This window comes from Desulforhopalus glucosivorans, assembly GCF_054397165.1.
This window is the reverse complement of sequence record NZ_AP044854.1, coordinates 2,183,508-2,210,027: the sequence shown is the minus strand read 5'-3', so window position 1 is coordinate 2,210,027 and position 26,520 is coordinate 2,183,508. Positions and strand designations below refer to the sequence as shown.

Sequence of the window (26,520 nt, the reverse complement as noted above, 5' to 3'; positions counted from 1 at the left end):
CCGAATTTTTTTCTCTTAAATACTATTGTCTCATCGGTTGTTTTGCGGTGGGTAATGTAAAATATTTTTCAAAGAGGTTTCGCGTTGCTCGTACATACATTTATTAATTTTTATTTAAAAATACTTGTCATTCTTACGCCATTTTTTGTGCTTTCGGCCTTTATCTCACTGACCAATGATTTTGAAGATTTTGAAAAGAAAAGGACGGCGATTCGTGTGACCATGGGCGTCATGGTGAGTTGTTTTGTCTTTTTCCTTTTTGGGAAATATATCTTTGAACTTTTTGGAATAACACTTGATGCCTTTCGAATTGGTGCAGGAACCATTCTTTTTCTTTCTGCACTCTCAATGATCTCCGATCAAGATAACACTTCACACCATAACACGAGTCGAAATATTGCAATTGTTCCGCTGGCTATTCCCATGACGGTAGGTCCGGGCGTTATTGGTGTGCTTTTGGTAAGTGGGGCTGAGGCTGGTAGTGTGACAGAAAAACTCTTTATGGGATTTGCTATTTTTCTTGCAGTTGTCACCGTGGGTTTAATGCTCTATCTCTCATCAAGTGTAAAACGCCTTATCGGCAAGCAGGGTTTAATCATTATGCCCAAGGTAACTGGACTTTTCGTCTCGGCCATTGCTGCGCAGGTCATTTTCACAGGCATACAAAACTTCCTGCATCTGAATTAAAGCACAGGTTGAGGTACCGCAGAATGGTGTTAATCAATAGCCATGATTTCCACTTTTATGAGTCCTTTGTCTAAATTTTCAATTTTTGCAAATGCAGCCTTGCTGAGGTCGATAATTCTCTTTTGAGCAAATGGGCCTCGGTCGTTTATTTTGACCTTCACAGACTTGCCGTTTTGCACATTTGTAACTAACACATGGGTGCCAAACGGTAATGTTTTGTGAGCTGCTGTCATTAATTTGTTGTTAAATATTTCTCCGCTGGCAGTTCTCCGTAACTGAAATTTATCTCCATAATATGAAGCGATTCCCTTCTGTTTATATTCAAATATTTTTGACGACTGAGAAGGGCTTTCGTGGATAGAACAACCATTAAACAGTGATAGTATTGTGGTAAATATCACAAGAACATAAATGAATCGACTGTGATGATCAAATATTTTTAGCGGAGTATTGTGTGATTTCAATGAGGTTTACCTATACATGAATTGAAGTGTCGAAAAACTGTAACTGCACAGGAATATCCCGGTCAAATATCAAGATATGCTGTTCTAGAAGAACAGAGGTTTATTTGTGCTAAATAATTGGCACAATATTTACCTGTGGTTAATAATATGATTGCGGCTATCGATATTTTATTATACGGTTATCCAGTGATAATAACGTATAAACATGAACATTCATAAGTATTCTAATTTCGATTTATCTTCCAGCAGGAGGTCGCTATGTCCTTATACAAACATAAGCTTCAAGTTCTTGCCATTCTCTCGGATAATTTACGCACCCCGCAGCCCCAACTTGTTCCTACTGTTGCTATTGCAAAAATAATGGATATACAATTTGCCAAACTCCATAGGATTCTAAAAACCATGGATAGCCTTGGTATCATACAAACTGACACCGACCTGCAATATAACCTTATCACCCAAAAAGGATTGAACTATCTGGAGAACAGTAACTGACTTTTTTCACCATATGGTTACAACAAACAAACAGACATACGCGACAAAAAATGTCACTCATGTCTATCTCTTTAGAACATAGGCTTGTATGAACAAATCCACTCAACACACGTATGACCACTATGTTAAGGCGCTAATGGATATTAGTCAGGCCATCACTTCTGATGTTTTTTTAGAGGATTTGTTTAAGCTGATTGTAATGGTAACTGCCAAGGTTACAGGAGTTGAGATATGTTCATTATGGCTTGTCGATGATAATGAGAATCCGCCTCTAATTAAATTAAAAGCTACCCAATCCTTTGAGCCTGAATATGTTAAAGACAGGGCATTGCGACTTCATGAAGGCGTTGTTGGATATGTACTTTCCACCCGACGACCATATGTCATTGATGATGTGAAAAATCATGATAGATTCAAGGAAAAAGAGATGGCCAGTAGGCTAGGGTTAGTCTCAATGGTGAGTATTCCCCTGCAGGGTAAGGAGGACAACGTTATAGGTGTACTTAACTGCTTTACCAGCCAGCCCTACAAATTCTCTGAAACAGATATCAACATGCTCAGCGCTGTCGCAAGTCAAGCTGCTGTCGCCATCCATAACACCGAGCTTATTGTAAAAACACGAGTTATTGAGCAAGAACTTCAGACAAGAAAGCAGATCGAAAGGGGAAAAGAGATTCTTATGGATCGTCGTAGTATGAATGGCGAAGAAGCATATCGCTGGATTCAGAAACGGAGTATGGATACCCGTAAATCCATGTTGGAAATAGCTGAAGCGCTGATCTTGTCGGAAGAGCTTTAAGGCTACCTGAAGAAATTGCCTCTTCGCCCAACCTCATCTTCCCTCCACTCATTTGACATAAGAGCCACTTGTAAAAGTGTCTTTGCGGCCAATATCTTTGTTTTGTACAAATTTTATCCTCGGAATATTAACTATATGCCTGGGGTAAAATTTTTCACAGGCCTAGATTTTAGACGAAAATCCTCGTTTTGCAAAAGGCTCATAGTACAATATTTACCGTGTGATCTACCTCAAAAAAGGATTGTTCTTGACAACTCAATTAAGTGCAGCTAAATTAAACAGCCAAATATTACCCAACCTGCACAAAGGCGTGTAGTTTATTCGTACGATTAAGACAACGGTGTCTGATCCTTCTACCCAGAGGACAGATGCCTTTTTTTTTGCCCGCACACAACACCGCAACTGGCCTCTGATTTCTGAAAATCACTACTTGTAACAGGAGGTTTCTATACGTTTCAATAAATCCAGAATGCACTAGACACCAATGCTTACAAAGAAATTCCTGTTGAGTCTTGACTCGTTATTGTTCTACAGCGCTCATGGCATGTGTCCAGCTAGATTGACTCACAGAAGATGATTTCGGTATTCATTTAACCAGAAAAGGAGACCACCAAATGATTCAATGGCCTAAAAAAAATGATGCTCTTGGTACCACTAACAGAGGTAATCCCTGTGAATCCGGATTATGCACTCTTTGCAGCTCTGATTGCAAAGGTAAGTGTGAAACCTGGATGTCTTCGTTAAGGGGGCGCAAGATGCTCTATCCAAGAAATTTCGGTAAAATTACTTCTGGATCAAGCAATGTAACTTCACTTGGCCTGGGGTATCATGCCCTAAGAATTCAAGGATATGCCTATGGGTCCAGTGGGTTAAGTCAGGGGATGACCAAAGATCCTGATGACTGCGTTTTTCCTAATGCCAGTACCGAAACAGTTTATGGTAATGAGGTCAAGGTGAAGTGCCGTGTACCCATTATGACCGGGGCTCTGGGATCAACCTTTATAGCCACCAAATATTGGAATTCCTTTGCCACAGGTGCAGCCATTTGCGGGTTTCCTATTGTTATTGGTGAAAACGTCGTTGGTGTTGATAAAGAATCAAAATTAGGTGGTGGAAAAATTACTTCAGCCCCTGAATTAGATAGACGCATCGACATATTTAAGCGTTATGATGATGGCCATGGAGCTATTTTTGTTCAACTCAATGTTGAAGATACCCGAAATGGGGTCGCAGAATACGTCATGAACAAATACGGAGATGGCGTAATAATCGAGCTCAAGTGGGGACAAGGAGCCAAGGTAATCGGCGGTGAAATCCAGGTCAAATCGATTAACTATGCTATTTTCCTTAAAGAGCGAGGTTATGTCGTCGATCCTGATCCGACTGATCCTACAGTGCAGGCAGCCTTTGAGCGTCGTGCCATCACATCCTTTGCCAGGCATAGCAGACTTGGGGCTACTGATCTCGATACCGTTGACCAAGTTCGTGAATCCTTTATGAGCTCTGTTGATTATTTAAGAAGCATTGGATTCAAAAGAATATCATTAAAGACAGGCGCTTATGGTATGGAGGCTCTTGCCATGGCAATTCGTTATTCTGCGGATGCCAAACTTGACTTGCTAACCATTGATGGTGCAGGTGGCGGAACTGGTATGAGTCCATGGAATATGATGGAACACTGGGGCGTACCATCACTTGCATTACACGCCAAAGCCTATGATTACTGCAAGATTCTTGACGATAAAGGTATTAAAGTTCCAGATATTTCTTTTGCCGGCGGTTTTGCCCGGGAGGATCATATTTTTAAAGCTCTGGCTATAGGTGCTCCTTACACAAAACTTGTCTGCATGGGTCGTGCTCCGATGATTCCCGGATATCTCGGCAGCAACATTGAAGGAGCTTTCTACCCAGAGAGAAGAACGGAAGTAAATGGAAATTGGGACGAACTACCCCAAACCGTAAAAAGTTTTGGTAAGTACCCAGAAGAGATATTCTCGGCCTGGGAAGATGTAAAACAAAAAGTTGGCGCTGATGAAATGAAGAATATACCTTTCGGTGCAGTGGCTATAGCAGGCTATGTTGATAAGCTCTCTTGCGGCTTGCAGCAATTGATGGCTGGTGTGCGAAAATTCAATTTATCAGAGATTTCAAGGGATGACTTGTTCAGTGCCAACCGTGAAACAGAAGTAGAAACAGGGATTTCGTTCCTGACAGAAGCTCAAAAAGAATCGGCTGAAGCAATTCTCAAGAGATAATAAAAAATAACGATAATGTACAAGGCACATCTTGATACCTGCTCGATGTGCCTATTTTTTGATTTATACCTCAATATCCTAACGAGCAAGATTTAAATTATAAGCGAAATCACGATCCGCGTTATTCTTTGAACTTCAGCCAGAGAAGCTCCGCAACCTGGTCAGATGTATTGTTCCAACTGCCAGGTATATCTTTTTGTAAATAAATGGTATCGCCCGGATTAACTTTGTATGATTGGCTATCAACAGTCATCTCCAGTTGTCCAGAAATGAGATAGCCCAATTCTTTTCCTTTATGGGCTCCAAAATGGCCTGCCAATTTTTTACCAGCTCGAATTCGTATAATTGTTGCTTCAGCTGGTGTATCGATATCTGGCGGTAACAACAATTCCGCTTCAGCGTTGTCTTTTACAATTTTCGCCAAGCTGGTAACTGATCGGCTGTCCGCAGTATACACATAGACATTTTGCCTCGTTCCATGCTCCTTGAATAACGTGGCTACATCAACAGAAAGACTTTCAGCTATGCGAAACAGGGCGGGAAGCGAAGGGTAGATATGGTTTTTTTCCACCTGTGAAATTGTACTTGGAGTCACTCCCGTAAGCCCTGCGAGCTCCTTTTGTGAAATACCACGCATAAGGCGGGTAGATTTTATTTTTGCTCCAAGGTCAAATCTAGGTTTGAGCTGCCTCTCTCTTTCAAAAATTACATTTGAGCCCTCGCAGAGATACTCATGATGTTCATTGAGGAATTTGGAACTCCGCTTTTCTGCCTTGAGAATTTTGAGCGTCGATTTTCCCCTGCGTACAGAAAGATCAATTGCAACCTGTGCTATTTTGTTAATGTTTGCTTTAAGTCTGTTGGAGTGTGCTCCTTTCTCGATCAGCCAGTAAGCGATAGTATCGAGTTCATAGAGTCGAGGACAAGTCTTGCCATAAAAGTCAATAACATGATCTTCTCCCCCCCAAAGAGACTGCATCCCAGTAAGGCTATCCAGAATAAAGTGTACGTCTCCAGAGAGAGTATTGTGTAGACCGTATATAGCCTCGCCGACACGGCCCGGGCTCGTAGGATCATTTACTTTGATAACTTTATAGGGCCAAAGGGCTCCATCTTTTTCATAGAACTTGTTGAAAACTTCTGATCCATCTCCCTTGCCGTTAGTAAAGCAATCAAGAATTATCAGGTTCTGACTTTCAGCCTGCGACCCGAGGAAAGAAACCACATTTTTAGGTGAACGATCAAAGGTCACATAGATTAGCGGCCTCTTCCGGCCCAGTATCTCTTTGATAAAACTCAGACAGAATGCGGATGAGAAACTACTGACATCTTCGTACCACAGAACATTATCACCGATATACAGATCGCCCATGAGCCGGTCTAGTTCAGGTATCCCCGATGAGACACGTTTCTTTTTAGTACTGGTTTCGGATGTTTTGTTCACTGTATTTTTATTGCCGATAGAAAGAAGTAAAAAATAATAGAAGAGAAGATATGTGACGATGACATCACATTAAATCTAGCAAAATGGCTGTAGTTAATCAATGTCTTTCCAAAACCTATTCAGGTCATCTCACATGTAAGGTCCTCCTTGTCTTCCAACGTTGGGAGGACGTCAACTCAAGTACAGGTCATTGCGTCCATTAGTCAAAGTTTCTCAGATCAATCCTTAAATGTTTCATTGATTAAGTTACTGAAATCATATCTATCATACCTCTATATCTCTCAAAGAGAAGCTTGATATATGGTGGGCCAAAGAGAAACATCAGGTTTAGAGGAGATATATGAACTTCATGAAAACACTGATTTCACATATGAAATCTCTCAAAATTGCAATAACACCAGAGCTTTGGATGTTTCCTGCTATTCGTAACAACACTCCCTGATGAGCTTGAACAAGGAATAGTAAGATTTATGCTACGATATAATTCGATTCGACACCACAACTCATTGGACGATCAAATATCAGAGGAGGTTTATTTGGAAAAATTGGCTAAAGCTGTAGCTTGAAAAAAATCTTCCCCCATGGGGGGAGAGGCAGAAAAACGAAGATATGTGCTATAACTACAAACTCTGGCCACTGGTTGAAAGACAGGGACCAGTTCTTACTGAGGAGCCTTTGTACGTGAGCTATTTTATTACTGCAGCAATTACTGATATCTCTACTAAGAGCTCTTCTCTTGCCATGCTTGCCTGGACGCAGGCGCGGGCAGGGGCATGGTTTTCAGGAACCCAATTATCCCAAACTGCATTCATGTCTGCAAAATCATCCATGGTTTTGATATAGATGGTTGCTGAGAGTATATGTTTCGCATCACTGCCGGCTTGCTCAAGAAGTACTGTAACCTTGTCCAGCATTGTTTCAGTCTGTTCCTTGATCCCTTTTGTAGAATCTTCTGCAACCTGTCCGCAGAGGTAGATAGTGTCATTGTGAATGACACATCTGCTCATTCTTTGTTTTGTTTCCATACGTGTGATAGTCATTTATTTCCTTATATCTAGGCTAATAATCTAATGAAAATAGGTTAGTTTTTTCTGGGATGATAAAAAGTTGGGTAGGCTCAGGAGTATGCTGCTGATGGCTACAATGAATGTAGAGCCGGATAATTGTCAAATGTACGGGTTACTTGATGATAAATCGAGACAAGGTTCGTTCAACAATTTCAAGACCACTCAGTACGTTTGCTTTCATAGCCTCAGCCGCAAGGTCAATATCTCCAGCCTGTAAGGCCGCAACAATCTGAGCATGTTCTTCAATGAATTTTTGTTTGTCAGCTGTATCTTGCATGTAAATCGTCAGAAATGCTTCCACGGATTCTACAAGTTTATCAACAATCGCAGAAATATGAGGCATATTGGCTGTATCATTGATTGTACGGTGAAACTGCCTGTCAAGATTGTAAAAACCTGAGTCAATTGTTTGCATCTGGTTATGGAGCTGAACGATAGAATCCAGTTTTTCAGGTGTTAAGTTATTAATAGCCTCGCATATCAACTGGACTTCCAGATCCTGTCTGATATCAAACAGAATATAGATTTCTTTTTGGCTCGGAGGACTAGCAACAATAGCACCCTTGTAGGGAATATTCTTTACAAGTCCAGATCGATCGAGTCTCATAAGAGCTTCTCTGATAGGACCACGGCCAATTTCGAGCTCATTCTCAAGGTCTTGGAGGATAAGTCTTGAACCCGGTAACTTCTGACCATCTAGAATCAGATCTCTTATTTTTTGATAAGCCACAAGGGACTTCATTGAAGATGCGTCAGCTGCCAAGTTGTTCTCCCTGATTATTCAAATTGTTATTATTATAAACTAGCAAACTATTCGTTTGCTAGTTAATTGTTGCAACTTCCTTTGTCAAGAAGCGGTGCTGCAGACGTGTGGAGCCTTACCGTTTTTAACTACTTCGACAATCTCTTGGGCCAGAACTTCAGCGGCATCAATATACGTTATGGGAAGGTCATTTGCAATAATTCCCAGTTCTGTACAGCCAAGGATGGCGAGAGTAACATTTTTAGCTTGGAGGTGCTCACCAATGGCTGAAAAGTTTTTCCTAACGGTCTCACCTGTGTTTCCCCTTTTAACATTTTTTATAATTTGAAAAAGGTCTTCCTGAGCAGGTTTGTCAGGGTAAACTACTTCTATACCGAACTTGGCAAAACGGGTTTCATACAATTTGGTTATAACGATGGTCGTTGATCCAAGAACTCCAACCTGCGTCATACCAGGGTTTTGTGATACGACCTGATGAACAACCAGATCGATGAGGTTAATGACAGGGATGTTCACCGCTTTTACGACATCATCATAATAGTAGTGAGCTGTATTGCAGGGGATAACGAGAAAATCCGCCCCATAACCCTCTAGTTTTTTACCCATATCGGCCATACAAGGACCTGGATCTTCACCATCGCCATTTAGAATAGCTTTTATCCTGGAAGGTATCTTGGGATTGTTATCTACAATGCAATGGATATGGTCAACGTCATCGCCTGCGGGGGTATTGGCAATAATACGCTGCATAAGATCAACGGTAGCCTCAGGGCCCATACCGCCAATAATTCCTGGTATTTTTTCGCTCATTGTATCGACCTAACCGGTTAATGGGATTATGAATTGTATAAATTATGTATTTGTTTACGTGCTGGCAAAAAATAATTCCACTGGCTAAAGCCAGTGGAATTTCAAAGAGTCGGGACATGTCCCGGCACTCCTGGAGGATGCAGCTGTCGCTAATAGTTATGGGGAGGACTATGCTCGGAAAGTATCCAAGTATGCGTACAGTGCAGGGGAACCACCAGTATGGAGAAATACCACAGTAGAACCTTTAGGGAAGGTGCCTTTACGAACCAGGTCAATAAGTCCTGCAGCAGCCTTTCCTGAGTATACAGGATCGAGAAGAATTGCTTCTTCCTGGGCGAAAAGCTTTACAGCCTCAATCATTCCTTCAGTTGGGATGGAGTAACCAGGTCCAACATATTCGCTGTAACAAACAACGTCTTCACGAGCAACTCCACCTTTAACACCGAGGAGTTCTGCGGTATCACCAGCAAGCTTGAAAACGATCTCTTCCTGAACATCTTTAGGACGGGAAACATTGATACCAGACACAGGAATACCAGCGTTGGTTCCAGAAATACCTACAACCATTCCGGAATGGGTTCCTGCAGAACCTGAAGGTACAACAATGTGATCCACCTTAAGGCCAGATACGTTGATCTGGTTCATTAATTCTTCAGCACATGCGGCGTAACCGAGAGCACCGATGGAGTTAGAGGCTCCACCAGGGATGATGTATGGCTTTTTGCCTGCAGATTTCAGTTCTTCTGCGGTTTTTTCCATCTCGCCCATCATATCGGAACCAGCTTCAACAACACGTTTGGTTTTCACACCTAACACTTCGAAGAGGAAGTTGTTACCACTGCCATCTTCCTTGTAGCTGCCTTTAACGCGCTCTTCGAGAACAAGGTGACACTCAAGACCTTCTTTTGCAGCCCATGAAGCGGTGAGGCGAGCGTGGTTAGACTGAACTGCACCACAAGTGATAATGGTATCAGCACCTTTTTCCATAGCGTCTGCGATACAGAAGTCGAGCTTACGGGTCTTGTTTCCACCAGCAGCACCTGGGAGAAGATCATCGCGTTTGATGTAAAGTTTTACATCGCCACCAAGAGCCTTGCTGAGGTTTTCCATTGGCTCGAGAGGGGTTTGACCTTGAAGATATCCGCGTCGTGCAAATTTAGTAAAATCCATTTTGGTACTCCTTTAGCCGCATTGAGGGCTAGGTAATTATGGTTGTTTGATAACAGTGCAGCTCGGTTGCTGCACGCAAGTTGTCGTGTTTATTTTACTGCAATTACAGCCTCTACTTCCAGATCAGCTCCCAGAGGAAGTGCAGCAACCTGAAATGCACTTCTTGCTGGAAAAGGTTCTGAAAAATATTCTTTATAAATGCCATTTACCGCTTGGAAATCAGCAATATTGGCAAGATATACAGTTGTTTTGACAGTGTTGTTAAGCGATGTTCCCGCTTCTTCAGCAATTGCTGCGAGGTTTTTAAAGACCATATGGGCCCTGTCTTCGATAGTGCCCTGAACCATGGTGCTTGTTGCAGGATCGATAGGCAGTGCACCGGAGGTGAAAAGAAAATCTCCGGAAATAACCGCTTGGGAGTAAGGTCCAATAGCGGCAGGGGCTTTGGTTGTTTGAATGGCTTGATTTGACATAGTTTGTGTCCTTTTAGTAACGTAACTAACAACTGAAAAATAAATTTACTTCAATTTTGAACTGCAATTACAACAACGATACCGTTACTCTCTAACCCCGGTAAACGTGGAATAAGCCGGGATAAGTGCCTTGTAACTATGGGTAAGTTCTCAGTTTTATAGATACTCCCATTTTCTTGTTTTTTATTATCGAAAATTAGGAGTAAGGCACTAACGATCCAAATTAATAACCCATTACTCGTGGGAGCCACATGACCAGATCCGGGAAGTAGGCCATGAGAAAAATGACGCCTATGGTAATCGCACAGAAGGGTAGAGCCTTAAGTGAAATTTCTTCAAGAGTAACACCGCCAATACCAGAGGCGATAAACATGTTCTCTCCAAGAGGTGGAGTGGAAAAACCAACACCGCAGCAACATACGAGGACGATACCAAAATGAATTGGATCAATACCGAGGCCTACCATAATGGGTAACAGTACAGGAGTTACAAGCATGATGATTGCGAGTGTCTCCATGAACATGCCCATGAAAAGCAGAAAGAGAATGACCAAAGCCCAGATGAGATGCACATCTGAGGTGATTGATAGTAGAGCTTCTGCAATTATATCAGGTACTCGGTACTGAACGAGTAGACGACCAAAGGAATAGGCTGTGAACATGATGATGAGTACACGACCGGTAAGCCAGCTTGTGGTTTGAAGTGAACTCATTATCCCTTTGATGGTAAGTTCTCTATAGATGAAAATACCTACAAAGAGGGTATAAAATATAGCTACGATGGCTGACTCTGTAGGTGTAAATAAACCGGAGTAAATACCGCCGAGAATAACTACAGGAGCCATGATTGCCCAGAAGCCCTCACGGATGGTTTTAACAATATGACCAAACGAAATTTTTGGCATACCCTTGCCGTATCCTTTGCCGCGGCACCGAATAACGTGGACAATGATGAGGCCAAAGGCAATAAGAAAGCCTGGTACAATTCCAGCGACAAACATTTCGGTGATAGATTCCTGCGCTGTTACACCATAAATGACCATAGGAATTGAGGGCGGAATGATGATTCCAACTCCACCGGATGCAGCTGTTGCAGCAGACGCGTAGCCTTTGTCATAACCACGATTTATCATAGCTGGTATCATGAGCATGCCGACCGCGGCCGTAGTTGCGGGGCCAGAACCGGAAATAGCACCAAAAAATATACAGGCTAAAGTTGTAGAGATCGCAAGACCACTATCGAGGGAGCCAACAAGGGATTCAGCGACTTTAACAAGGCGTCGGGAGATGCCTGCGGTTTCCATTAGTGCGCCAGATAAAACGAATGCAGGTAGAGCCATCAGAGGGAACTGGTTAACTGAAGAAAAGGCAACCTGTACAAGGGTTGACAAGTCCTGGCCCACAGATAAAAAGGCCGCCATGGCGGCAACGCCAAGAGATACAGCGATAGGGGCACCCATGAGAAGCAGAGTGCCAAAGGAGATAAACAGAATAGTTGCTGCTGACATATTGTGTTCCTCTAAGCTTTGTCTGCTACTACGACGGATTGTTTAGCTTCTTCAAGATCGACAGAATCAACGTCTTTAATGTCTATCTTGAATATATATTTCATCACATCAACCTGGATAATACGAAGAGTCATTAGTCCAAAACTGATGGGGAATATCCAATATACATATGCCATAGACCACTCAAGGGCCGGTGACATGTAAGGGAACTCAGTGAGATCCTGAATTACTTCAATACTTTTTTTGATGAGAATGAGGTTGAACACGATCCAGATGATATCAGTTATAATGACTGCTATATCCTGAACTATTGGAGGGAACAGTTTAAACTGAATGGTTACCCTGTTATGTGCAGCCAGTCGTGCTGCGTACGCTGCACCAAAAAAGACAAACCAGACAAAGGCGAACCTCGAAATTTCTTCACTCCAGGGAATGACATAGTTGAAACAAACCCTTAGTGCGATTTGTAAAAATAAAATAACAACAAAAAAACTAAGTAATATCTGGCAGATATAGCTTTCTAGATTATCTAAGAAAGATAGCAGTGACTTGAACATGGGATTCTCCCCAGAAGATTCATAATGTTGGCGTGGGATGGTAATAGCACCAGCCCACGCCATTCCCATAAATCAGCCGTTATTTCTTTCCTAGGGCGTCGAGAACCATATCGAGGTTTTCTTTGCCGCCAATGAAATCGTAGTATTCAGGCCATACTTTCTCTGTAGCAAGTTTTTTCCACTCTGCTTCATCTTCGAGAATGCTTACTTCAACACCGCCGTCAATCATTCCCTGCTTAGCTTTTCCGGCCTCAAGAATTTGAAAAGCAATACAGAATTGCTGAGCTTCAATGCCAGCGCGGATAAGGAGAGCGCGGGTGGCTTCGTCATATTTCTTCATTGATTTTACGCCAACGATGAGTGGCTGAAGAGAATACTGATAATGAACTTCAGTTATATATTTCTGAACTTCATGGAACTTCATGGTGTAGTTTACGATGTATGGATTTTCCTGACCATCAACAACACCCTGCTGGAGAGCAGTGAAGGTTTCGGACCATGCCATAGGTACTGGATTTGCGTCCCATGACTTCAGAGTGGCCATGAGTACTTTGTTTTGAGGGATACGAATCTTAAGACCTTTTACATCAGCAAGCTTTGCAACTGGACGCTTAGAATTGGTGATGTAACGAAAGTTGGAGTAAGTCCAACCGAGGATATTAAAGCCACCTTTTTCGGCTGCAAGCTGATTCCAATGTGCACCAAGACCACCGGTGGTAGCCTGAATGGCTTCGTAATGATTTTCAATCAGGTACGGCATGGTAAGTGTGCCAAGAGCCTGGACGAAAGGTACTGCATTACCAACACCTACAAAAGCCATGTCAAGGGTACCACGACGGGTATTCTGGAGCATTTCAGTTTCGGTGCCGAGGGCTCCGTTGGGGAAAAGCTCAACCTCAATTTCACCTTTGGAAAGAGATTCAACCAGCTTTTTAAACTGCTTTGCCATTGCGCCCTGATCGGAGTCAATAGCATCTCCCATTCCAACACGAAATACCTGCTTTGCGGATACACTTTGAATGCTGAGTCCCATTGCCAAAACGGCAATTGTTGTTATTGCAATCTTCTTTAACATCACGTTCTCCTAAGAATGTTTCAGTTAATCCTCTATTGTACAGAATGTCTGTTGATAGAGTATCGATTTCATACGAGTGAAATCTTGGTTATACGCAGACCCTACTGCGTATAATATTTGAAATATCGGTCATTTAAAAAACTGTTTCCGCTACTTCGGCTATGATTTCTGTAATCAGTTTGCAGTCATCATGGCTAAATGTGAGTGGAATGCGCATGTCGCACATATTTGCAAGAATTCGGTTTGTGTTGTGAAGCGTTGGCAGGTCTCCAAGGTATTCCCAGCTGGAATAAGCGCTGGTGAATCCTACAGGTTCACTATGGCCAAACCACTTAATTTCCACACCCCGTTCAAGCGCTGTACTTAAAAACTCGTGGATTTTTTCTTTAGATTGCCCGGAAATTGAAAATTGGATAGAACTGCCGACGTATTTTTCGGCATCCGGGCGTTTAGGACAGGCGAGTTGAGGAACCTTGTTGATTGCTGTTTCGAGAAGGACATAGCGAGAATTCCAGCGATCGCACTGCTTATCGAGGTTTCGGAGTTGGTATCTGAGCATACTTGCTCTCAAATTATCCATACGACAGGAATAATTTGCAGTCTGTTTTTTCACTTTTTCAAAGACGTCCATGTCAGGTCGTGAAAGATGCCTTTCATAGAGCATATATGACCCGGAATGAATGATTGCTTTTGCAATGAGATCAGGATCATCAGTGGTGAGAAGCCCACCTTCACCGGAGTTCATGTGCTTATAGGTTTGAGTGCTGAAACAACCAACCTTGCCAAAGCTTCCGGATTTTTTGCCATTCCAGGACGCTCCCATAGTATGGGCACAGTCTTCGATCAGAACAATGTCATATTTGTCGCATATTTCCATTAGCCGCTCCATGTCAGTGAGGTGGCCGCGCATATGTGAGGCTAGGAAATAGTGGACATCGTGTTCCTTAGCCTTCATTTCAAGATCATCAAGGTCAACGGTGTAGTCGTCGGTAATTTCAACGAGTACAATTTCAGCACCTGTATGATGAATGGCTCCCGGAACCGGGGCAAGAGTAAAGGCATTACAGAGAATTTTGTCACCGGGCTTAATTCCAGCACTAACTAGAGCAAGGTACATGGCCTGACCGCAGGACGCACATGACAGGCAATATTTTGCTCCCATATAAGAGGCAAATTCCTGCTCAAGTAGAGCGGCTTCGCCATCTTCACCTGGGGCAACATTGTATCTATGTAGCTTGCCGCTTCGCATGATCTCTACAGCAGTTGCAATAGCATCTTCGGATAATGGCTCCTGGAGGGTGAAATCTTTTGTGAATTTCTTTAGTTCCTGTGTCATATCTCTCTCCTGATAGTCCCAGGCTTAACCTGGGACCAGAAATCACGGTTAGATTATAATCTATGCCCGGGTGGTCACTTACGCTTTGGTGTAGTCGGTGTGCTGGTAGACCTCGAAATCCCATTCTGTTTCAGGGAAAAATTTGCGAAGACGCCAATCACAAGCTCTGGCGTGTCCTTCCATGCCTTCTACTCTAGAAAGTCTTGAAGCTGCGGCACCTACGGTGAGGTTCGCTTCTTTGCCAATTTCCTGATAGGTAGTAATTTTAAGAAACTTATGAACGTTGAGTCCCCCGGAGATATGTCCAGCACCTTTGGTTGGGAGTATATGGTTGGTGCCTGAACATTTATCTCCCTGGGCTACAGTGGAACCTTCTCCTAAGAAGAGAGAGCCGTAGTTGGTGAGGCGGTTTGTCCACCAGTCAAGATCTTCAGCAAGAACCTGTACATGCTCTGAGGCGTATTCATCGCTTACTTTCGCGACTTCTTCGCGGTCTTCGCATAGTACTATTTCACCATAATCACGCCATGATGCTTCAGGAGTTGCAGGGTCTGGCATTTCAGCTATCAGTTTTGGAATAATCTCATTAACCGCTTCAGCGACTTCTCTGGAATCAGTATGGAGCCATACTGGAGAATCGAGTCCATGTTCTGCCTGGGAAACCAGGTCGATTGCAACAGTCATTGGATCAGCTGTTTTATCTGCAATAACAGAAGATTCGGTGGGGCCAGCGAAAACGTCGATGGCGCATTGTCCGGAACCTACAAGAATTGCCTTTGCCTCGGCAACAAAAGCGTTACCTGGACCAACAATGATGTTTGCTTTCTTGCCAGTGAAAAGGCCGTATGCCATGGTGGCAATGGCTTGTACACCACCCATCTCAAGAATGATATCAGCGCCAGCAATGTGCATTGCATAAACAACTGCAGGGGCAATACTTTCACCACGAGGAGGGGAACAGGCAATAACAGTCTCTACACCTGCTGCCTTTGCAGTTGCAACGCTCATAATAGCGGAGCAGGCGTGGGCAAATCTACCACCAGGTACATAGCAACCAGCTACCGCCAGAGGGATGACCTTTTGGCCAAGTCGAACACCTTCAATGGTTGTTTTCTCGAAATCTGTAATAGACTCACGTTGGGCTGTTGCAAAGCCATGAACCTGTGCGTGAGCAAATTCAAGATCCCTTTTAACACTGTCAGGAACCTGGTTGATGAGCTGTTGTTTCTTCTCATCAGAAAGAATAAAATCTCCCTCCCAGCTATCAAATTTTTTAGCGAGTTTTTTTACAGCCTTCTCGCCGCCTTCTTTAATTTCGGCTAGAAGACCTTCAACTATAACCCGTTTTAGATTACTCGCTTCTTCGAAACTGAGTTCTGCTTTTTTTATATATTCCATAACAGTATTTCCCCTTAATTGGATCGTTATCAATATTTGAATTGTGGCTAATGAAAACAGAAACAAAAGCCCTTGTCAATTATATTATAAAAGATTTTATAAAATATATTATAAAAAAAATATCACATAAAAAATAAATAAACAATTAGGTGAGGTTGAGGGGTGTTAGGTGTGCCAATGCGTAAATGATATTATGAAAAATATGCTGTTTTTTGGTTTTATGTTGGATGGTGATACTTAATAAATGAAAGTTTAAGAATGGTATGTTGTAGAATATGAAGAGAAGAAGTGTATGAATTCAATATCTTATCTGGTTGCCAGTAATGATTCCATCAAGCAGGTAGGTGGGGTCTCCGAATGAACAAATAACAAAGATCGATAAGGGTAAAAAAACAATAGAATGTTGTGCAGGAGTGTTCTGTAAGCTGTGAGGATGCAGTGGATATCACCTGAGTGGTAAAGGTTCTCCATGGAATATGTGCAAATAGTTAAGAGGTAAATATCTCTTAAACAATAAGAATATCTCCTGTACTCGAAGTGGAAAATGTGCCGCCAAGGCTGTACCGGGAACCGGGGTAGTAGAAGCTGCTTTTTGTTGCAACTACTGTCTTTGACCAGGTGGTTCTATAGAGGGTCAGGCACGGTTCTGACTCGTTGATCTCAAGAAGATCCCTAATCCAGGCTGGTGGAATAAGTGCCTCGACCACATGATTGATTTTCTCTACTGGCGCGATCTTTAAAAGATACTCAGTGGGCAGTGTTTTGCTGAAATCCTGCTTGAGGTAATCTGGAGCTATTGCAGGATTGATGAACCTATCTGCTAGAAGTATTGGAATGCCCTTGTTTTTATGTACAATGATAGAATGATAAATTCGACTATACGGTTGTAGCTCCATTTGAACTGCAAGTTCTGGAGACGCCTTTTCTTCGCATAACAGGTGCACTGTACAAGAGTAGATGCCGCCGCTCTGCGTGATTTCATCTGCAATAGAGTGTATTTCAAGAAGGGCGGTTTGCGCTTTGGCTGGGGCCACAAAGGTTCCATTTCCCTGTCTGCGGATCAAGCGACCTTCCTTGGTCAGCTCGCGAAGAGCCCTGTTTACAGTCATTCGTGAGGTGTTGAACGTTTTGACAAGTTGGGCCTCCGATGGCACTCGTTCATGGACAGGCCACTCCCCTGAGTTAATGTTGCCAAGGATATAGTCCATAATCTGCCGATACATTGGCGTAGGTGTTGTGCTATCTATCATACGATTGCTCTGTCTCTCATTGTTGTGGATCCGGGATAAGGCTTGGCAAAAGATTCTTACTCATAAGATTGTTGAATTTTCCTGACAAGACAAGCTTGGTAGCTTTTTGAATATCTGGGGCAAAGTACCTGTCTTTATCATAAAAGGGAACCATTTCTCTCAGCATTCCTTTTGCTTCTTCAAGCTTTGTAGATGTCTTAAGGGGTGCCCTAAAATCAAGTCCCTGACAGGCCGCAAGTAGTTCGATGGCAAGTATGCCCGCACTATTTTCCTTCATATCAGTAAGCCTTCGTGCTGCAAAGGTTGCCATGGAAACATGATCTTCCTGATTGGCTGAGGTTGGTAGACTGTCTACAGATGCAGGGTGGGCAAGAGACTTATTTTCACTGGCAAGGGCAGCAGAGGTTACCTGGGCTATCATAAACCCTGAATTGAGTCCTCCCTTCTCCACTAGAAATGGTGGTAGTTTTGAGAGGTGACTGTCAATAAGTAGTGCCATTCGACGCTCTGAGAGGGCTCCGATCTCAGCAAAGGCTAAGGCCAGGTTGTCGGCGACCATGGCTACAGGTTCTGCATGGAAGTTTCCCCCGGAGATAATATCGTCCTGGTCTGAAAATACCAGTGGGTTATCAGAGACTCCGTTGGCCTCGATGAGGAGTACATCTGCAGCATTACGCAATTGGGTGAGGCATGCCCCCATCACCTGGGGTTGGCATCTGAGCGAGTATGGGTCTTGAACAGATTCACAGTATTTATGGGAGGCTTCGATTTCACTATGATCAAGCAGGTCCCTGTATACCTCGGCACAATCGATTTGGCTTTGATGGCCGCGAACCTCATGAATCAGAGGCTCAAAGGGTCGCCTGCTACCAAGGGCCGCTTCAACGCTGAGTGCACCGTTAACCATGGCGGCTGCAAAAAGGTCTTCTGCTGCAAACAAACCTTGAAGGGCAAATGCTGTTGACGCCTGGGTTCCATTGAGAAGCGCCAAGCCTTCTTTTGGGCCGAGAGCTATTGGGCTAAGCTTTGCTACCTCAAGACCTTCTTTTCCTGAAAGAATATGTCCCTTGTAAAAGACCTCACCTTCTCCGAGGAGTACTGTAGACATATGGGCTAGAGGGGCAAGGTCGCCTGAGGCTCCTACTGATCCTTTTTGTGGGATCCATGGATATACTTCACTGTTCACAAGTGATAGTATTGCCTCGATAACCTCTTGTCGAATACCTGAGTATCCCCTTGCCAGACTGTTCACCTTTAGTGCCATGATGAGTCGTACGGTGGATACATCCATGGCCCTGCCAGTTCCAGCAGCATGGGAAAGCACGATAGAATGTTGTAGTTCCGTTAGCTCATTATTGGGGATAACTTTATTCGCAAGTAGACCAAAGCCGGTGTTTATTCCATAAATAACCCGTCCCTGGTCAATGACTCCCTGAACGGTTTTAACCGATGACTCTATTTTTTCACGAGAAGAGGGGTCGAGCTCTAAGCGGATAGGGGAGGAGTTGATTTTTCGTGCCTGGCCAAGACTGAGTTTGCCAGGAACTATGCGTATGGTTTCCATGAATTTGCCTCTTAGAACTGATTGTGACATGGATGGTATGTGGCCTCAATATTATTCAGATGTATATACAAATTGTTCTTCTATTGATACAGGGGATGAAACGGTTTTGCACTATAAATGTGGTTGTAGTTTTTCAATACTAATATTGGCCCTCCAGCATCTTGGCAACAGGGGGCAGGATAAGTTTGACTATATGTAAAGAGGAGTGAACGTTTCTGGATTGCGTGATGACGTATATACAAGTGTGTGGCGAGATTGAGTACAACCATCGTAAAAACAAACTATGTATGAACATAGTAGCGCAAAAAATACTTTGATCACAATAGAGGGAGTTGGTAAGTAAATAAGGTAACAGTCTAAAATCAATTGGTAATTCATAATTATAGTAGGGGAGAGAATGGAACTGCCTGTGGACGTATTTCTAAACATCTTATATGCCTTGGGGATTGGGGTGCTGGTGGGGCTAGAGCGCTCTATAAAGCCACCAAAATCAAAATGTGAAGGTGAGTCGAGCGCTCAGGAACGCGAGGAGGAGGTTAACACCTTTTCCGATACATTTTTAGGGGTCAGGACATTTTCAATACTATCCTTAGGAGGATTTTTAACGGCACTTGTCGGTAGTGAATATCCCTTTGTGGCCCCTATTATTATGGCAGGGCTTATCTTTTTTATCGCTGCGATGTACATGGTCTCATACAAGGAAGATCCGGGAATAACCACTGAGATTGCAGCTGTTGTCTGCTGTGGTCTTGGCATGCTCTGCTACATTGATCCATATGCTGCGGGGACCATTGCTCTGATTGTAACAACCCTTCTGTCATTAAAGCGGTTTATGAATAGCGCGGTGACCAAGCTTAAGCGTGTAGAGCTTGTTGATACCTTAAAATTTTTGGCAATCATTCTGATTATTCTGCCTCTTCTGCCCAATAGAGAGATTGACCCGTGGAGTGTGATTAATCCGTATAAAATTATGTTCCTGATCATCCTTATTTCAGGGATTAGCTTTATCGGATATTTTCTCACTAAATTTCTGGGAACAGAAAAAGGGCTCGGTCTAACAGGCCTTGTTGGAGGGCTAACCTCATCTACCGCTGTAACTGCTGCAATGGCGACCCAGGCAAAACAGTATCCTGCACATTTTAACGCCTTTGCCTTTGCTACCATTATTGCCAATGCGACAATGTTTGGCAGGGTGCTTGTAGTGGTTGCAATACTGGATTGGCCCCTTGTTATCCCGTTATTCTGGTCAATAGGTGCCATGACAATTGCTGCAGGGGGCGCTGTTTTTGTACTCTGGATTAAATCAGTCAAGGGAAGGGAGGGAGACGATGGTGATGCTTCTGAGGCAATCCAGCTTTCAAATCCCTTTTCTCTTGGCCCTGCGATAAAGTTTGCCCTGTTTTTTGTGGGGATCTTATTTGTGGCTAAGTTTGCGAATATGTACCTTGGGGATAAAGGAATATATCTTGCTTCACTTGTGAGCGGGCTTGCCGATGTTGATGCAATTACTCTGTCGATTACCGAGCAGACTAAGGCAGGTCAGTTGTCCCATACGGTAGGTGCCATGGGGGTAACAATTGCGGTGGTTTCAAATAGTGTAGTGAAAAGCTGTATTGCAGTTTACTCAGGAGGGTGGCGTTTTGGGGCGATTGTAGGCTCTATTCTTCTTGGAGCAACGGGGCTTGGACTTTGTGTGCTGCTCCTGATGTAGGTGGTATGTAGAGATGAGGGTCGTTTGCCATAGGGCTTTGGTTATACAGTATAAAAAAACGGGAGTAGAATTTACTCTACTCCCGTTTTTTGCTAACTGCACTTTCTGTTTTGCTGCACCAAACCAGATACTTTTACTTACTTGGCAGGATGTGCTCCCAGGCTTCCAGCACCAAAAAGTTTGGAGATAGATTTTCCAAGTTCTTTTGGGAGGAAGGTGATAGCTTGTTGAACTGCTTCAGTATGGAGTTTTCTTCCCTTGGCAATCAGTTCTTCTTGTTGTGTTAAGTCGTTACGAAGTTCTTTGTTTTCCATGATTCACCTCTTATATATTGATTATATCCTTGGTTCCAAGGACTTTTTGTTTCTTGCTTTCTACTATAGTGAATGTTAGTTTTCGGTAAATAGAAGAAAGTGCCTACCTGGTGTACATAAATGTACACCTAGAAGAGGGAGATAATCATTGTACAGGAATGCATGAGGTAACATGTCAGGAATACAACAAGAATATCAGCCGGAGCTCAATTGGGATGATCTGCGAATTTTTCTTGCACTGTGCAGACATCAATCATTTGTGGCGGCAGCAATAGAACTAAAGTCCAGCCACCCAACCGTGAGTAGAAAGATTTCGGCTCTGGAGCATTCACTGCAAACCCAGCTGTTTCAACGAACGGAAAAGGGTTGCCGCCTTACCCCAGCCGGAGAAAAGCTTCTTCCGTATGCTGAGCAGTTGGAGAGTACATGTATTCAACTGCATGAATCAGTTGCAGGAAGAAATAAGCAGCTCACGGGCATTGTCAGAATTTGTGCTCCTGATGGTTTAGGTAATTATTTTCTGCCTGCAAAACTCATAGAGTTGCAAAAAACACATCCAGAGGTTGAGATCGAACTACTTGCTGTTCCGATGTATTACAGCTTGTCCAAGCGAGAGGTTGATATACTTATCACTCTTCAAAAACCTACCGCCGGGAATATCGTGAGAAGAAAGCTTACGGCATATAAGTTTGGTCTGTTTGCAACAGCTGAGTATCTTGAGGGGAGAGAGCCCATTACAAGTCTTCAAGATCTAAGTAAGCATAGAAATATTGGGTATATTGATGATCTGCTTTTTGATCAGGATCTTAGATTTGTAGGCGAAATTGGCACCAGTCTGACAACACACTTTCGCAGTTCAACATCAATGACTCAGATGCACGCGGTGTTGGAGGGCGGTGGGATTGCCGTATTACCATATTTTATGGCCAATCAGATACACAGTTTGATTCCGGTCCTGCCTGAAAATTCAATTGAAAGAGAGTTTTGGCTTCAGGTTAACCCGGACACTCGCCAACTTGCCCGGGTGAAGACAACCATTGATTATATTGTTCAGGAGGTTAAGAAGAATAAAGATTTATTTCAATCTCTTGTAACCATAGATAGGTAAGGTTTGAGGCATTGTACCACTCTAGACTCAAGTAAAATTCGAAGAAGGGTGAGGAGGTGATGTGTCTATATATCACAGATGGAAATAAGTGGAATTGAAACCTCATAGGGAATGAGGTTCCACTTGCCCAGAAAAAGTGTAAACCTTATCTGGGCTATGTGGAATTAACGTTCCGATCTCAAGTAATTCAAAAAATTACATCAGTTTACCATTCACCAGGAAGTGGGCAAAAATGCTCGCGACATACCCCAGGGCAATTACCGGAGACCACTTGAGGTGACCAAAGAAGGTGTATTTCCCGCGAGCCTGTCCCATCAATGCAACACCAGCAGCGGATCCGATTGACAGCATAGAACCACCGACTCCTGCTGTCAGGGTGACGAGTAGCCACTGTCCATGGGACATATCCGGCATCATAGTTAACACTGCAAACATTACAGGAATATTATCAACGATGGCTGAAAGAATGCCTACCAGGATATTTGCTGTTGTTGGTCCGAGATCAAGGTACATGAATTGTGAGACAAGTGCCAGATACCCCATAAAGCCGAGGCCTCCAACGCAGAGAATTATACCGTAGAAAAAAAGCAGGGTGTCCCATTCAGCACGGGCTACTTTAGAAAAAACATCGAATGGTACGATCTGTCCAATCCGCTGTTGGGCTTTTTCAGGATCATAGGTCGCAGCATTTTTCTTATGGGTTTTGTTGAGATAGTAGCCGTACATCTTGAGCAGGGATAATCCGGCCATCATACCAACCATAGGTGGCAAGTGTAGAAAATTATGAAAACTAACCGCTGTGGCGATCGTCCAAAGGAAGAGCCCGATGATGATAAATGCACCTCGTTTGAGCTTGATGTCTTCGGTGTTCGCATCTGGTTGAAGGTTAGGTACTGCAAAGTGCATTATCGCTGCCGGAACAAGCCAGTTCACGACGGATGGAATGAACAGAACCAGAAATTCCTGGAATTGAACTATACCTTTCTGCCAAACCATCAGGGTAGTTATGTCTCCAAAGGGGCTGAAAGCACCTCCTGCATTGGCTGCAACAACGATATTGATACAGGAGAGCAGGATGAACTTATTATTGTCTTTACCGATTGCCATAACAACGGCACACATCAGTAGAGCTGTTGTGAGATTGTCGGCAATTGGTGAAATGAAAAATGCAAGTACACCGGTAATCCAGAAGAGCTTGCGAAAGCCAAAACCTGCATTTACCAGCTTTACACGCAGCGTCTCAAACACTAGACGCTCTTCCATGGCGTTGATAAAGGTCATGGCAACGAGCAAGAAGAGAAACAGCTCCGCATACTCAAGGATATTATGCCTGATGGCGACCTCGGCTACTCCGGTAATACCATTCATGGCGTATATCAAGCCGATCAGCCCCCAAATGATACCGGCTGCAAGCATGACCGGTTTTGATTTTCTCATATGGGTAACTTCTTCGAGCATGACGAAAATATAGGCGATCACAAAAACGGCTATTGCGATAAAACCAGCCCAGTGGTTGGTAAGAGACAGGACCTCCTCTGACCCACCTGGAGCCGAGGCTGCTGAGGCTAGCCCCAAGGTTGTAAGTGTCGTCAGAAAAAATGCTGACAGGCTAAAAAGGTACTTTCTCTGCATGTTGTACTCCTTTACATTACATTGACATAAGCCAGCGGAAGCTGGCTTGGTTTAAGCTGATACGTTGAACTTATCCGTTAACAGCCGGAATAATCGTTTCCATACCCATCATGGGCCAGATAACTGCCACGGCAAGCCAGGTCACTACCATCAGCAGGATTGACGCAGGGATACCGTACATTGCAAACTCACCGGTGGTAAATTGTTTCGAGTTGTAGGCGATGGCGTTAGGTGCAGCACCTACCAGAAAGAGAAAAGGCATTCCCGCTACAACCAGTGAAGAAAAAAGGATTACTTCGCCAGCCACACCCAGGTAAGGCGCTATAACCAGCGCGACTGGAAGGGATATAGCGATGGCTGCAACGTTCATGATAAAATTAGTCATCATCATTACAAAAAAGGCCATTCCTAAGATAAAGAGCATTGCTGGCGCATTAACGAACAGCTTTAGCCAGTTTACGGCCAGCCATTTGGCAGCACCTGTCTCCCAGAGACAGAAACCAATTGACATAGCACCGGCAAATAGCAGAATGATATTCCAAGGGATCTCTTCCAGGTCATCTATGTCAAGGATATTAAACATGAAAAATGCAACAGTTGAGCAGAGCATGATCCCGGTCTTGTCAAGAGAGGAGAGCGCAGGGATGAAGTTTTTGAGAGCGATAAGTATGATTGTCGCAAGCACGATGGTTACGGTAAGAATTTCCTTACGAGTCCAGGCACCCAATTCTGCATACATTATTTTCGAACGTTCCTTGAGGCCGGCGATAGCGGCTTTTTCCGGCTTGAAAAAGATCATGAAAAATCCCCACAGCAGAAAGACCATGATCCACCCTATGGGGAACATATACATTGACAATTCAAAGAAGCTGACATCGACGTTCATGATGTCCTTGTAGAACCCTAATGCGACGGCTCCTCTCGCTGCACCCAGCAGGGTGACAATGCTTCCAGCTCCGGCGACATACGCCATGCCGATAAAAAGACCCTTGCCAAAACGTGTCGGTTCATCGCTGTCTGAATACAGGGCGTGTATTGCCATCAAAAGCGGAAACATTGTTGCTGCAACTGCCGTATGAGCCATAAGATGAGCAAGAGCTGCAGTCATTACAAAGCAACCGAGATAAATCATGCTTGTGCGCTCACCTACTATGGACAGCATCTTATAGGCAAGTCTCTTGGTGAGGCCGGTTTTGGTGAAGACCATCCCGATGACTATGGAGCCAAAAATGAACAGCACCGAGGGGTCCATAAAGTCTTTAAATGCAACACTGGGAGAGCGAATTAAAAACAGAGCCTGCAGGGTGCCGATTAAGATACTCGTTACACCAATGGGCACCACCTCAAATACCCACCAGGTAGCGGCAAGAGCAAATATTGCGAGTGCTCCTTTGGCTTCTCTGCTTAATTCAAAATTTGCACCCAAGGGGTCAATGGCGTCCGGCCACGGAGGTGACCAGTACACTATTGAAAAAAACAGAATCCCCAAGAACATGAAAAAGAATCGTTTGTAGTCAATTGGACCACTTGTTTCACCTGCTTCTGATACAGTTATCTCACTCATACTCATACCCTTTTTAAGCTATCGTAATGTTATTATATGCAAAATCATATTGTGCAGTAGCTACCAAGTGCTCTGAAGATGTCTGTCACTCTGACCGCCCCGAGTAAAATTCCGTTTTTAGTTACCGGTAATGTTCTTTCCTGGTCCTTTACTATTATTTCAAGAGCATGGAGTATATGCATAGAGGCATCTATGGATCGGTGTGGTTTGTGCATATATTCTCTGACCGCTATTGCTGTTTGCCTTTTGCACTCCACACGAAAATGATCTTCGAGAAGTACCGACAGGTCGGTATGTGATTGTTTTTTTCCCACGTAAACCTGGGTAGTGGGATTTCCAAGAATAGAGGGAAAGAAGCTTTTCAGAATACTTGTTGCGTCGAGCATACCGACCAACCTGTCATTGCTGTCAATTACCAGTAGTTCTTTGTAGTGCAGGTGCTGGCTGTCTGAGGAGCTATGAGCAAGTATAAGTGCCACAGCGTTGCTGATAGGTTCGTCCTCTCTAATGCTGGGATACTCGTCTACTGGTATCATGATTTTCTGGACATCGAAGTTTTCACTATGCATGACTTCTCCATAGGTTGTATTACTCTTTATAATCTGCTCAGCTTTAAGCTTAGCGTTCTCTACAAAGTATCAATCTGCATATTAGCAAAACGCATTCCACCCCGGACCTTAACTGTATTTATGTTTTTATATTAGGCATGTAGAGCTGTCGTGGAGTCTGCGTATTCTGTGAAAACCTACTTTTAAACTTGCTGTGATGTTACTAAGTGTTACATAACGATACTTTTCGAGGTGGGGTAATGCGGTGTGGGCGTAACTTGACTACTGTTGGTATCTTGTTATATATTTAATTATACGAGATATATATGTTGGTTGAAAAATGTAACACCTTGTGTGCCTGGCTGTAATGTTACTTAATGTTGCATTGTGTTACTTTTGGGGCGAGGCCATGTATATAGAGATTGGGTAAACTGTAGGATGCCGAGTCAAGATGCAGATATTATTAAATAATCAGACGAAGTGAAGATGTGGCACGGTTGATGCAAATTAACTCGCAAAGGAAGTCGTA

24 protein-coding genes are annotated in these 26,520 nt (G+C 43.4%); 6 read left to right on the top strand and 18 right to left on the bottom strand.

Translation table 11 applies throughout. The features are described 5' to 3' along the window. Window positions 1-84: 84 nt before the first annotated feature. On the top strand, window positions 85-687 hold the full coding sequence (locus tag ACX6CI_RS09560) for a MarC family protein (RefSeq protein ID WP_458777934.1): 603 nt from the start codon (window positions 85-87) through the stop codon (window positions 685-687). Window positions 688-716: 29 nt separating this feature from the next. On the opposite strand, the gene ACX6CI_RS09555 is transcribed toward ACX6CI_RS09560, so the two are convergent. Next, window positions 717-1,124, bottom strand: coding sequence for a septal ring lytic transglycosylase RlpA family protein (locus ACX6CI_RS09555; protein WP_458778455.1), 408 nt, complete (start codon window positions 1,122-1,124; stop codon window positions 717-719). A gap of 285 nt (window positions 1,125-1,409) precedes the next feature. Here ACX6CI_RS09555 and ACX6CI_RS09550 point away from each other — a divergent pair, with 285 nt between their 5' ends. From ACX6CI_RS09550 to ACX6CI_RS09540, 3 genes are all read left to right on the top strand, one after another. Continuing rightward, window positions 1,410-1,646 carry a hypothetical protein gene (locus ACX6CI_RS09550; protein ID WP_458777933.1) on the top strand — a complete coding sequence of 79 codons (237 nt, stop codon included), beginning with the start codon at window positions 1,410-1,412 and terminating at the stop codon, window positions 1,644-1,646. Window positions 1,647-1,734: 88 nt separating this feature from the next. Beyond that, a complete protein-coding gene (locus ACX6CI_RS09545; protein WP_458777932.1) occupies window positions 1,735-2,445 on the top strand; it encodes a GAF domain-containing protein in 711 nt (236 codons plus the stop codon). 614 nt (window positions 2,446-3,059) lie between these two features. Beyond that, window positions 3,060-4,700, top strand: a complete 1,641-nt coding sequence (locus tag ACX6CI_RS09540) for a glutamate synthase-related protein (RefSeq protein WP_458777930.1) — start codon at window positions 3,060-3,062, stop codon at window positions 4,698-4,700. A gap of 121 nt (window positions 4,701-4,821) precedes the next feature. On the opposite strand, the gene ACX6CI_RS09535 is transcribed toward ACX6CI_RS09540, so the two are convergent. The 13 genes from ACX6CI_RS09535 to hutH form a co-directional block, all read right to left on the bottom strand. Beyond that, complete coding sequence (locus ACX6CI_RS09535) at window positions 4,822-6,144, bottom strand: helix-turn-helix domain-containing protein (protein WP_458777929.1); 1,323 nt, start codon at window positions 6,142-6,144, stop codon at window positions 4,822-4,824. A 686-nt stretch (window positions 6,145-6,830) separates the two neighbouring features. Further along, on the bottom strand, window positions 6,831-7,184 hold the full coding sequence (locus tag ACX6CI_RS09530; RefSeq protein ID WP_458777928.1) for a RidA family protein: 354 nt from the start codon (window positions 7,182-7,184) through the stop codon (window positions 6,831-6,833). Window positions 7,185-7,323: 139 nt separating this feature from the next. Further along, window positions 7,324-7,974, bottom strand: a complete 651-nt coding sequence (locus ACX6CI_RS09525; RefSeq protein ID WP_458777927.1) for a GntR family transcriptional regulator — start codon at window positions 7,972-7,974, stop codon at window positions 7,324-7,326. 84 nt (window positions 7,975-8,058) lie between these two features. Continuing rightward, window positions 8,059-8,784 carry a cysteate racemase gene (gene cuyB, locus ACX6CI_RS09520; protein WP_458777926.1) on the bottom strand — a complete coding sequence of 242 codons (726 nt, stop codon included), beginning with the start codon at window positions 8,782-8,784 and terminating at the stop codon, window positions 8,059-8,061. A gap of 168 nt (window positions 8,785-8,952) precedes the next feature. After that, the gene (cuyA, locus tag ACX6CI_RS09515) at window positions 8,953-9,954 is read right to left on the bottom strand and encodes a D-cysteate sulfo-lyase (protein ID WP_458777925.1); all 1,002 of its coding nucleotides are present in this window, start codon (window positions 9,952-9,954) and stop codon (window positions 8,953-8,955) included. Between the two features lie 89 nt (window positions 9,955-10,043). Next, complete coding sequence (locus tag ACX6CI_RS09510) at window positions 10,044-10,427, bottom strand: RidA family protein (RefSeq protein WP_458777924.1); 384 nt, start codon at window positions 10,425-10,427, stop codon at window positions 10,044-10,046. Window positions 10,428-10,650: 223 nt separating this feature from the next. Next, complete coding sequence (locus ACX6CI_RS09505; RefSeq protein ID WP_458777923.1) at window positions 10,651-11,934, bottom strand: TRAP transporter large permease; 1,284 nt, start codon at window positions 11,932-11,934, stop codon at window positions 10,651-10,653. A gap of 11 nt (window positions 11,935-11,945) precedes the next feature. Beyond that, window positions 11,946-12,491 (bottom strand): TRAP transporter small permease, encoded by a 546-nt coding sequence (locus ACX6CI_RS09500; protein ID WP_458777922.1) that lies wholly within the window; start codon window positions 12,489-12,491, stop codon window positions 11,946-11,948. Between the two features lie 79 nt (window positions 12,492-12,570). Beyond that, the gene (locus tag ACX6CI_RS09495) at window positions 12,571-13,566 is read right to left on the bottom strand and encodes a TRAP transporter substrate-binding protein (RefSeq protein ID WP_458777921.1); all 996 of its coding nucleotides are present in this window, start codon (window positions 13,564-13,566) and stop codon (window positions 12,571-12,573) included. A gap of 133 nt (window positions 13,567-13,699) precedes the next feature. Then, on the bottom strand, window positions 13,700-14,902 hold the full coding sequence (locus ACX6CI_RS09490) for a DegT/DnrJ/EryC1/StrS family aminotransferase (RefSeq protein WP_458777920.1): 1,203 nt from the start codon (window positions 14,900-14,902) through the stop codon (window positions 13,700-13,702). Between the two features lie 78 nt (window positions 14,903-14,980). Then, window positions 14,981-16,300, bottom strand: coding sequence for a histidinol dehydrogenase (gene hisD / locus ACX6CI_RS09485; protein ID WP_458777919.1), 1,320 nt, complete (start codon window positions 16,298-16,300; stop codon window positions 14,981-14,983). A 506-nt stretch (window positions 16,301-16,806) separates the two neighbouring features. Beyond that, window positions 16,807-17,550 carry a histidine utilization repressor gene (gene hutC, locus ACX6CI_RS09480; protein WP_458777918.1) on the bottom strand — a complete coding sequence of 248 codons (744 nt, stop codon included), beginning with the start codon at window positions 17,548-17,550 and terminating at the stop codon, window positions 16,807-16,809. Between the two features lie 16 nt (window positions 17,551-17,566). Further along, complete coding sequence (hutH, locus tag ACX6CI_RS09475; protein ID WP_458777917.1) at window positions 17,567-19,114, bottom strand: histidine ammonia-lyase; 1,548 nt, start codon at window positions 19,112-19,114, stop codon at window positions 17,567-17,569. Between the two features lie 397 nt (window positions 19,115-19,511). On the opposite strand from hutH, the gene ACX6CI_RS09470 reads away from it, so the two are divergent. Further along, a complete protein-coding gene (locus tag ACX6CI_RS09470; RefSeq protein ID WP_458777916.1) occupies window positions 19,512-20,825 on the top strand; it encodes an MgtC/SapB family protein in 1,314 nt (437 codons plus the stop codon). Between the two features lie 137 nt (window positions 20,826-20,962). Here ACX6CI_RS09470 and ACX6CI_RS09465 read toward each other — a convergent pair whose 3' ends face one another. Continuing rightward, window positions 20,963-21,139, bottom strand: a complete 177-nt coding sequence (locus tag ACX6CI_RS09465; protein WP_458777915.1) for a hypothetical protein — start codon at window positions 21,137-21,139, stop codon at window positions 20,963-20,965. A 172-nt stretch (window positions 21,140-21,311) separates the two neighbouring features. On the opposite strand from ACX6CI_RS09465, the gene ACX6CI_RS09460 reads away from it, so the two are divergent. Continuing rightward, window positions 21,312-22,247: a LysR family transcriptional regulator gene (locus ACX6CI_RS09460; RefSeq protein ID WP_458777914.1), complete on the top strand. Its 936-nt coding sequence runs from the start codon at window positions 21,312-21,314 to the stop codon at window positions 22,245-22,247. Between the two features lie 195 nt (window positions 22,248-22,442). Here ACX6CI_RS09460 and nhaD read toward each other — a convergent pair whose 3' ends face one another. The 3 genes from nhaD to ACX6CI_RS09445 form a co-directional block, all read right to left on the bottom strand. Further along, the gene (gene nhaD, locus ACX6CI_RS09455; RefSeq protein WP_458777913.1) at window positions 22,443-23,879 is read right to left on the bottom strand and encodes a sodium:proton antiporter NhaD; all 1,437 of its coding nucleotides are present in this window, start codon (window positions 23,877-23,879) and stop codon (window positions 22,443-22,445) included. A 70-nt stretch (window positions 23,880-23,949) separates the two neighbouring features. Beyond that, a complete protein-coding gene (locus tag ACX6CI_RS09450; protein WP_458777912.1) occupies window positions 23,950-25,443 on the bottom strand; it encodes an SLC13 family permease in 1,494 nt (497 codons plus the stop codon). 44 nt (window positions 25,444-25,487) lie between these two features. Further along, window positions 25,488-26,012, bottom strand: coding sequence for a CBS domain-containing protein (locus tag ACX6CI_RS09445; protein ID WP_458777911.1), 525 nt, complete (start codon window positions 26,010-26,012; stop codon window positions 25,488-25,490). Window positions 26,013-26,520 lie beyond the last annotated feature (508 nt).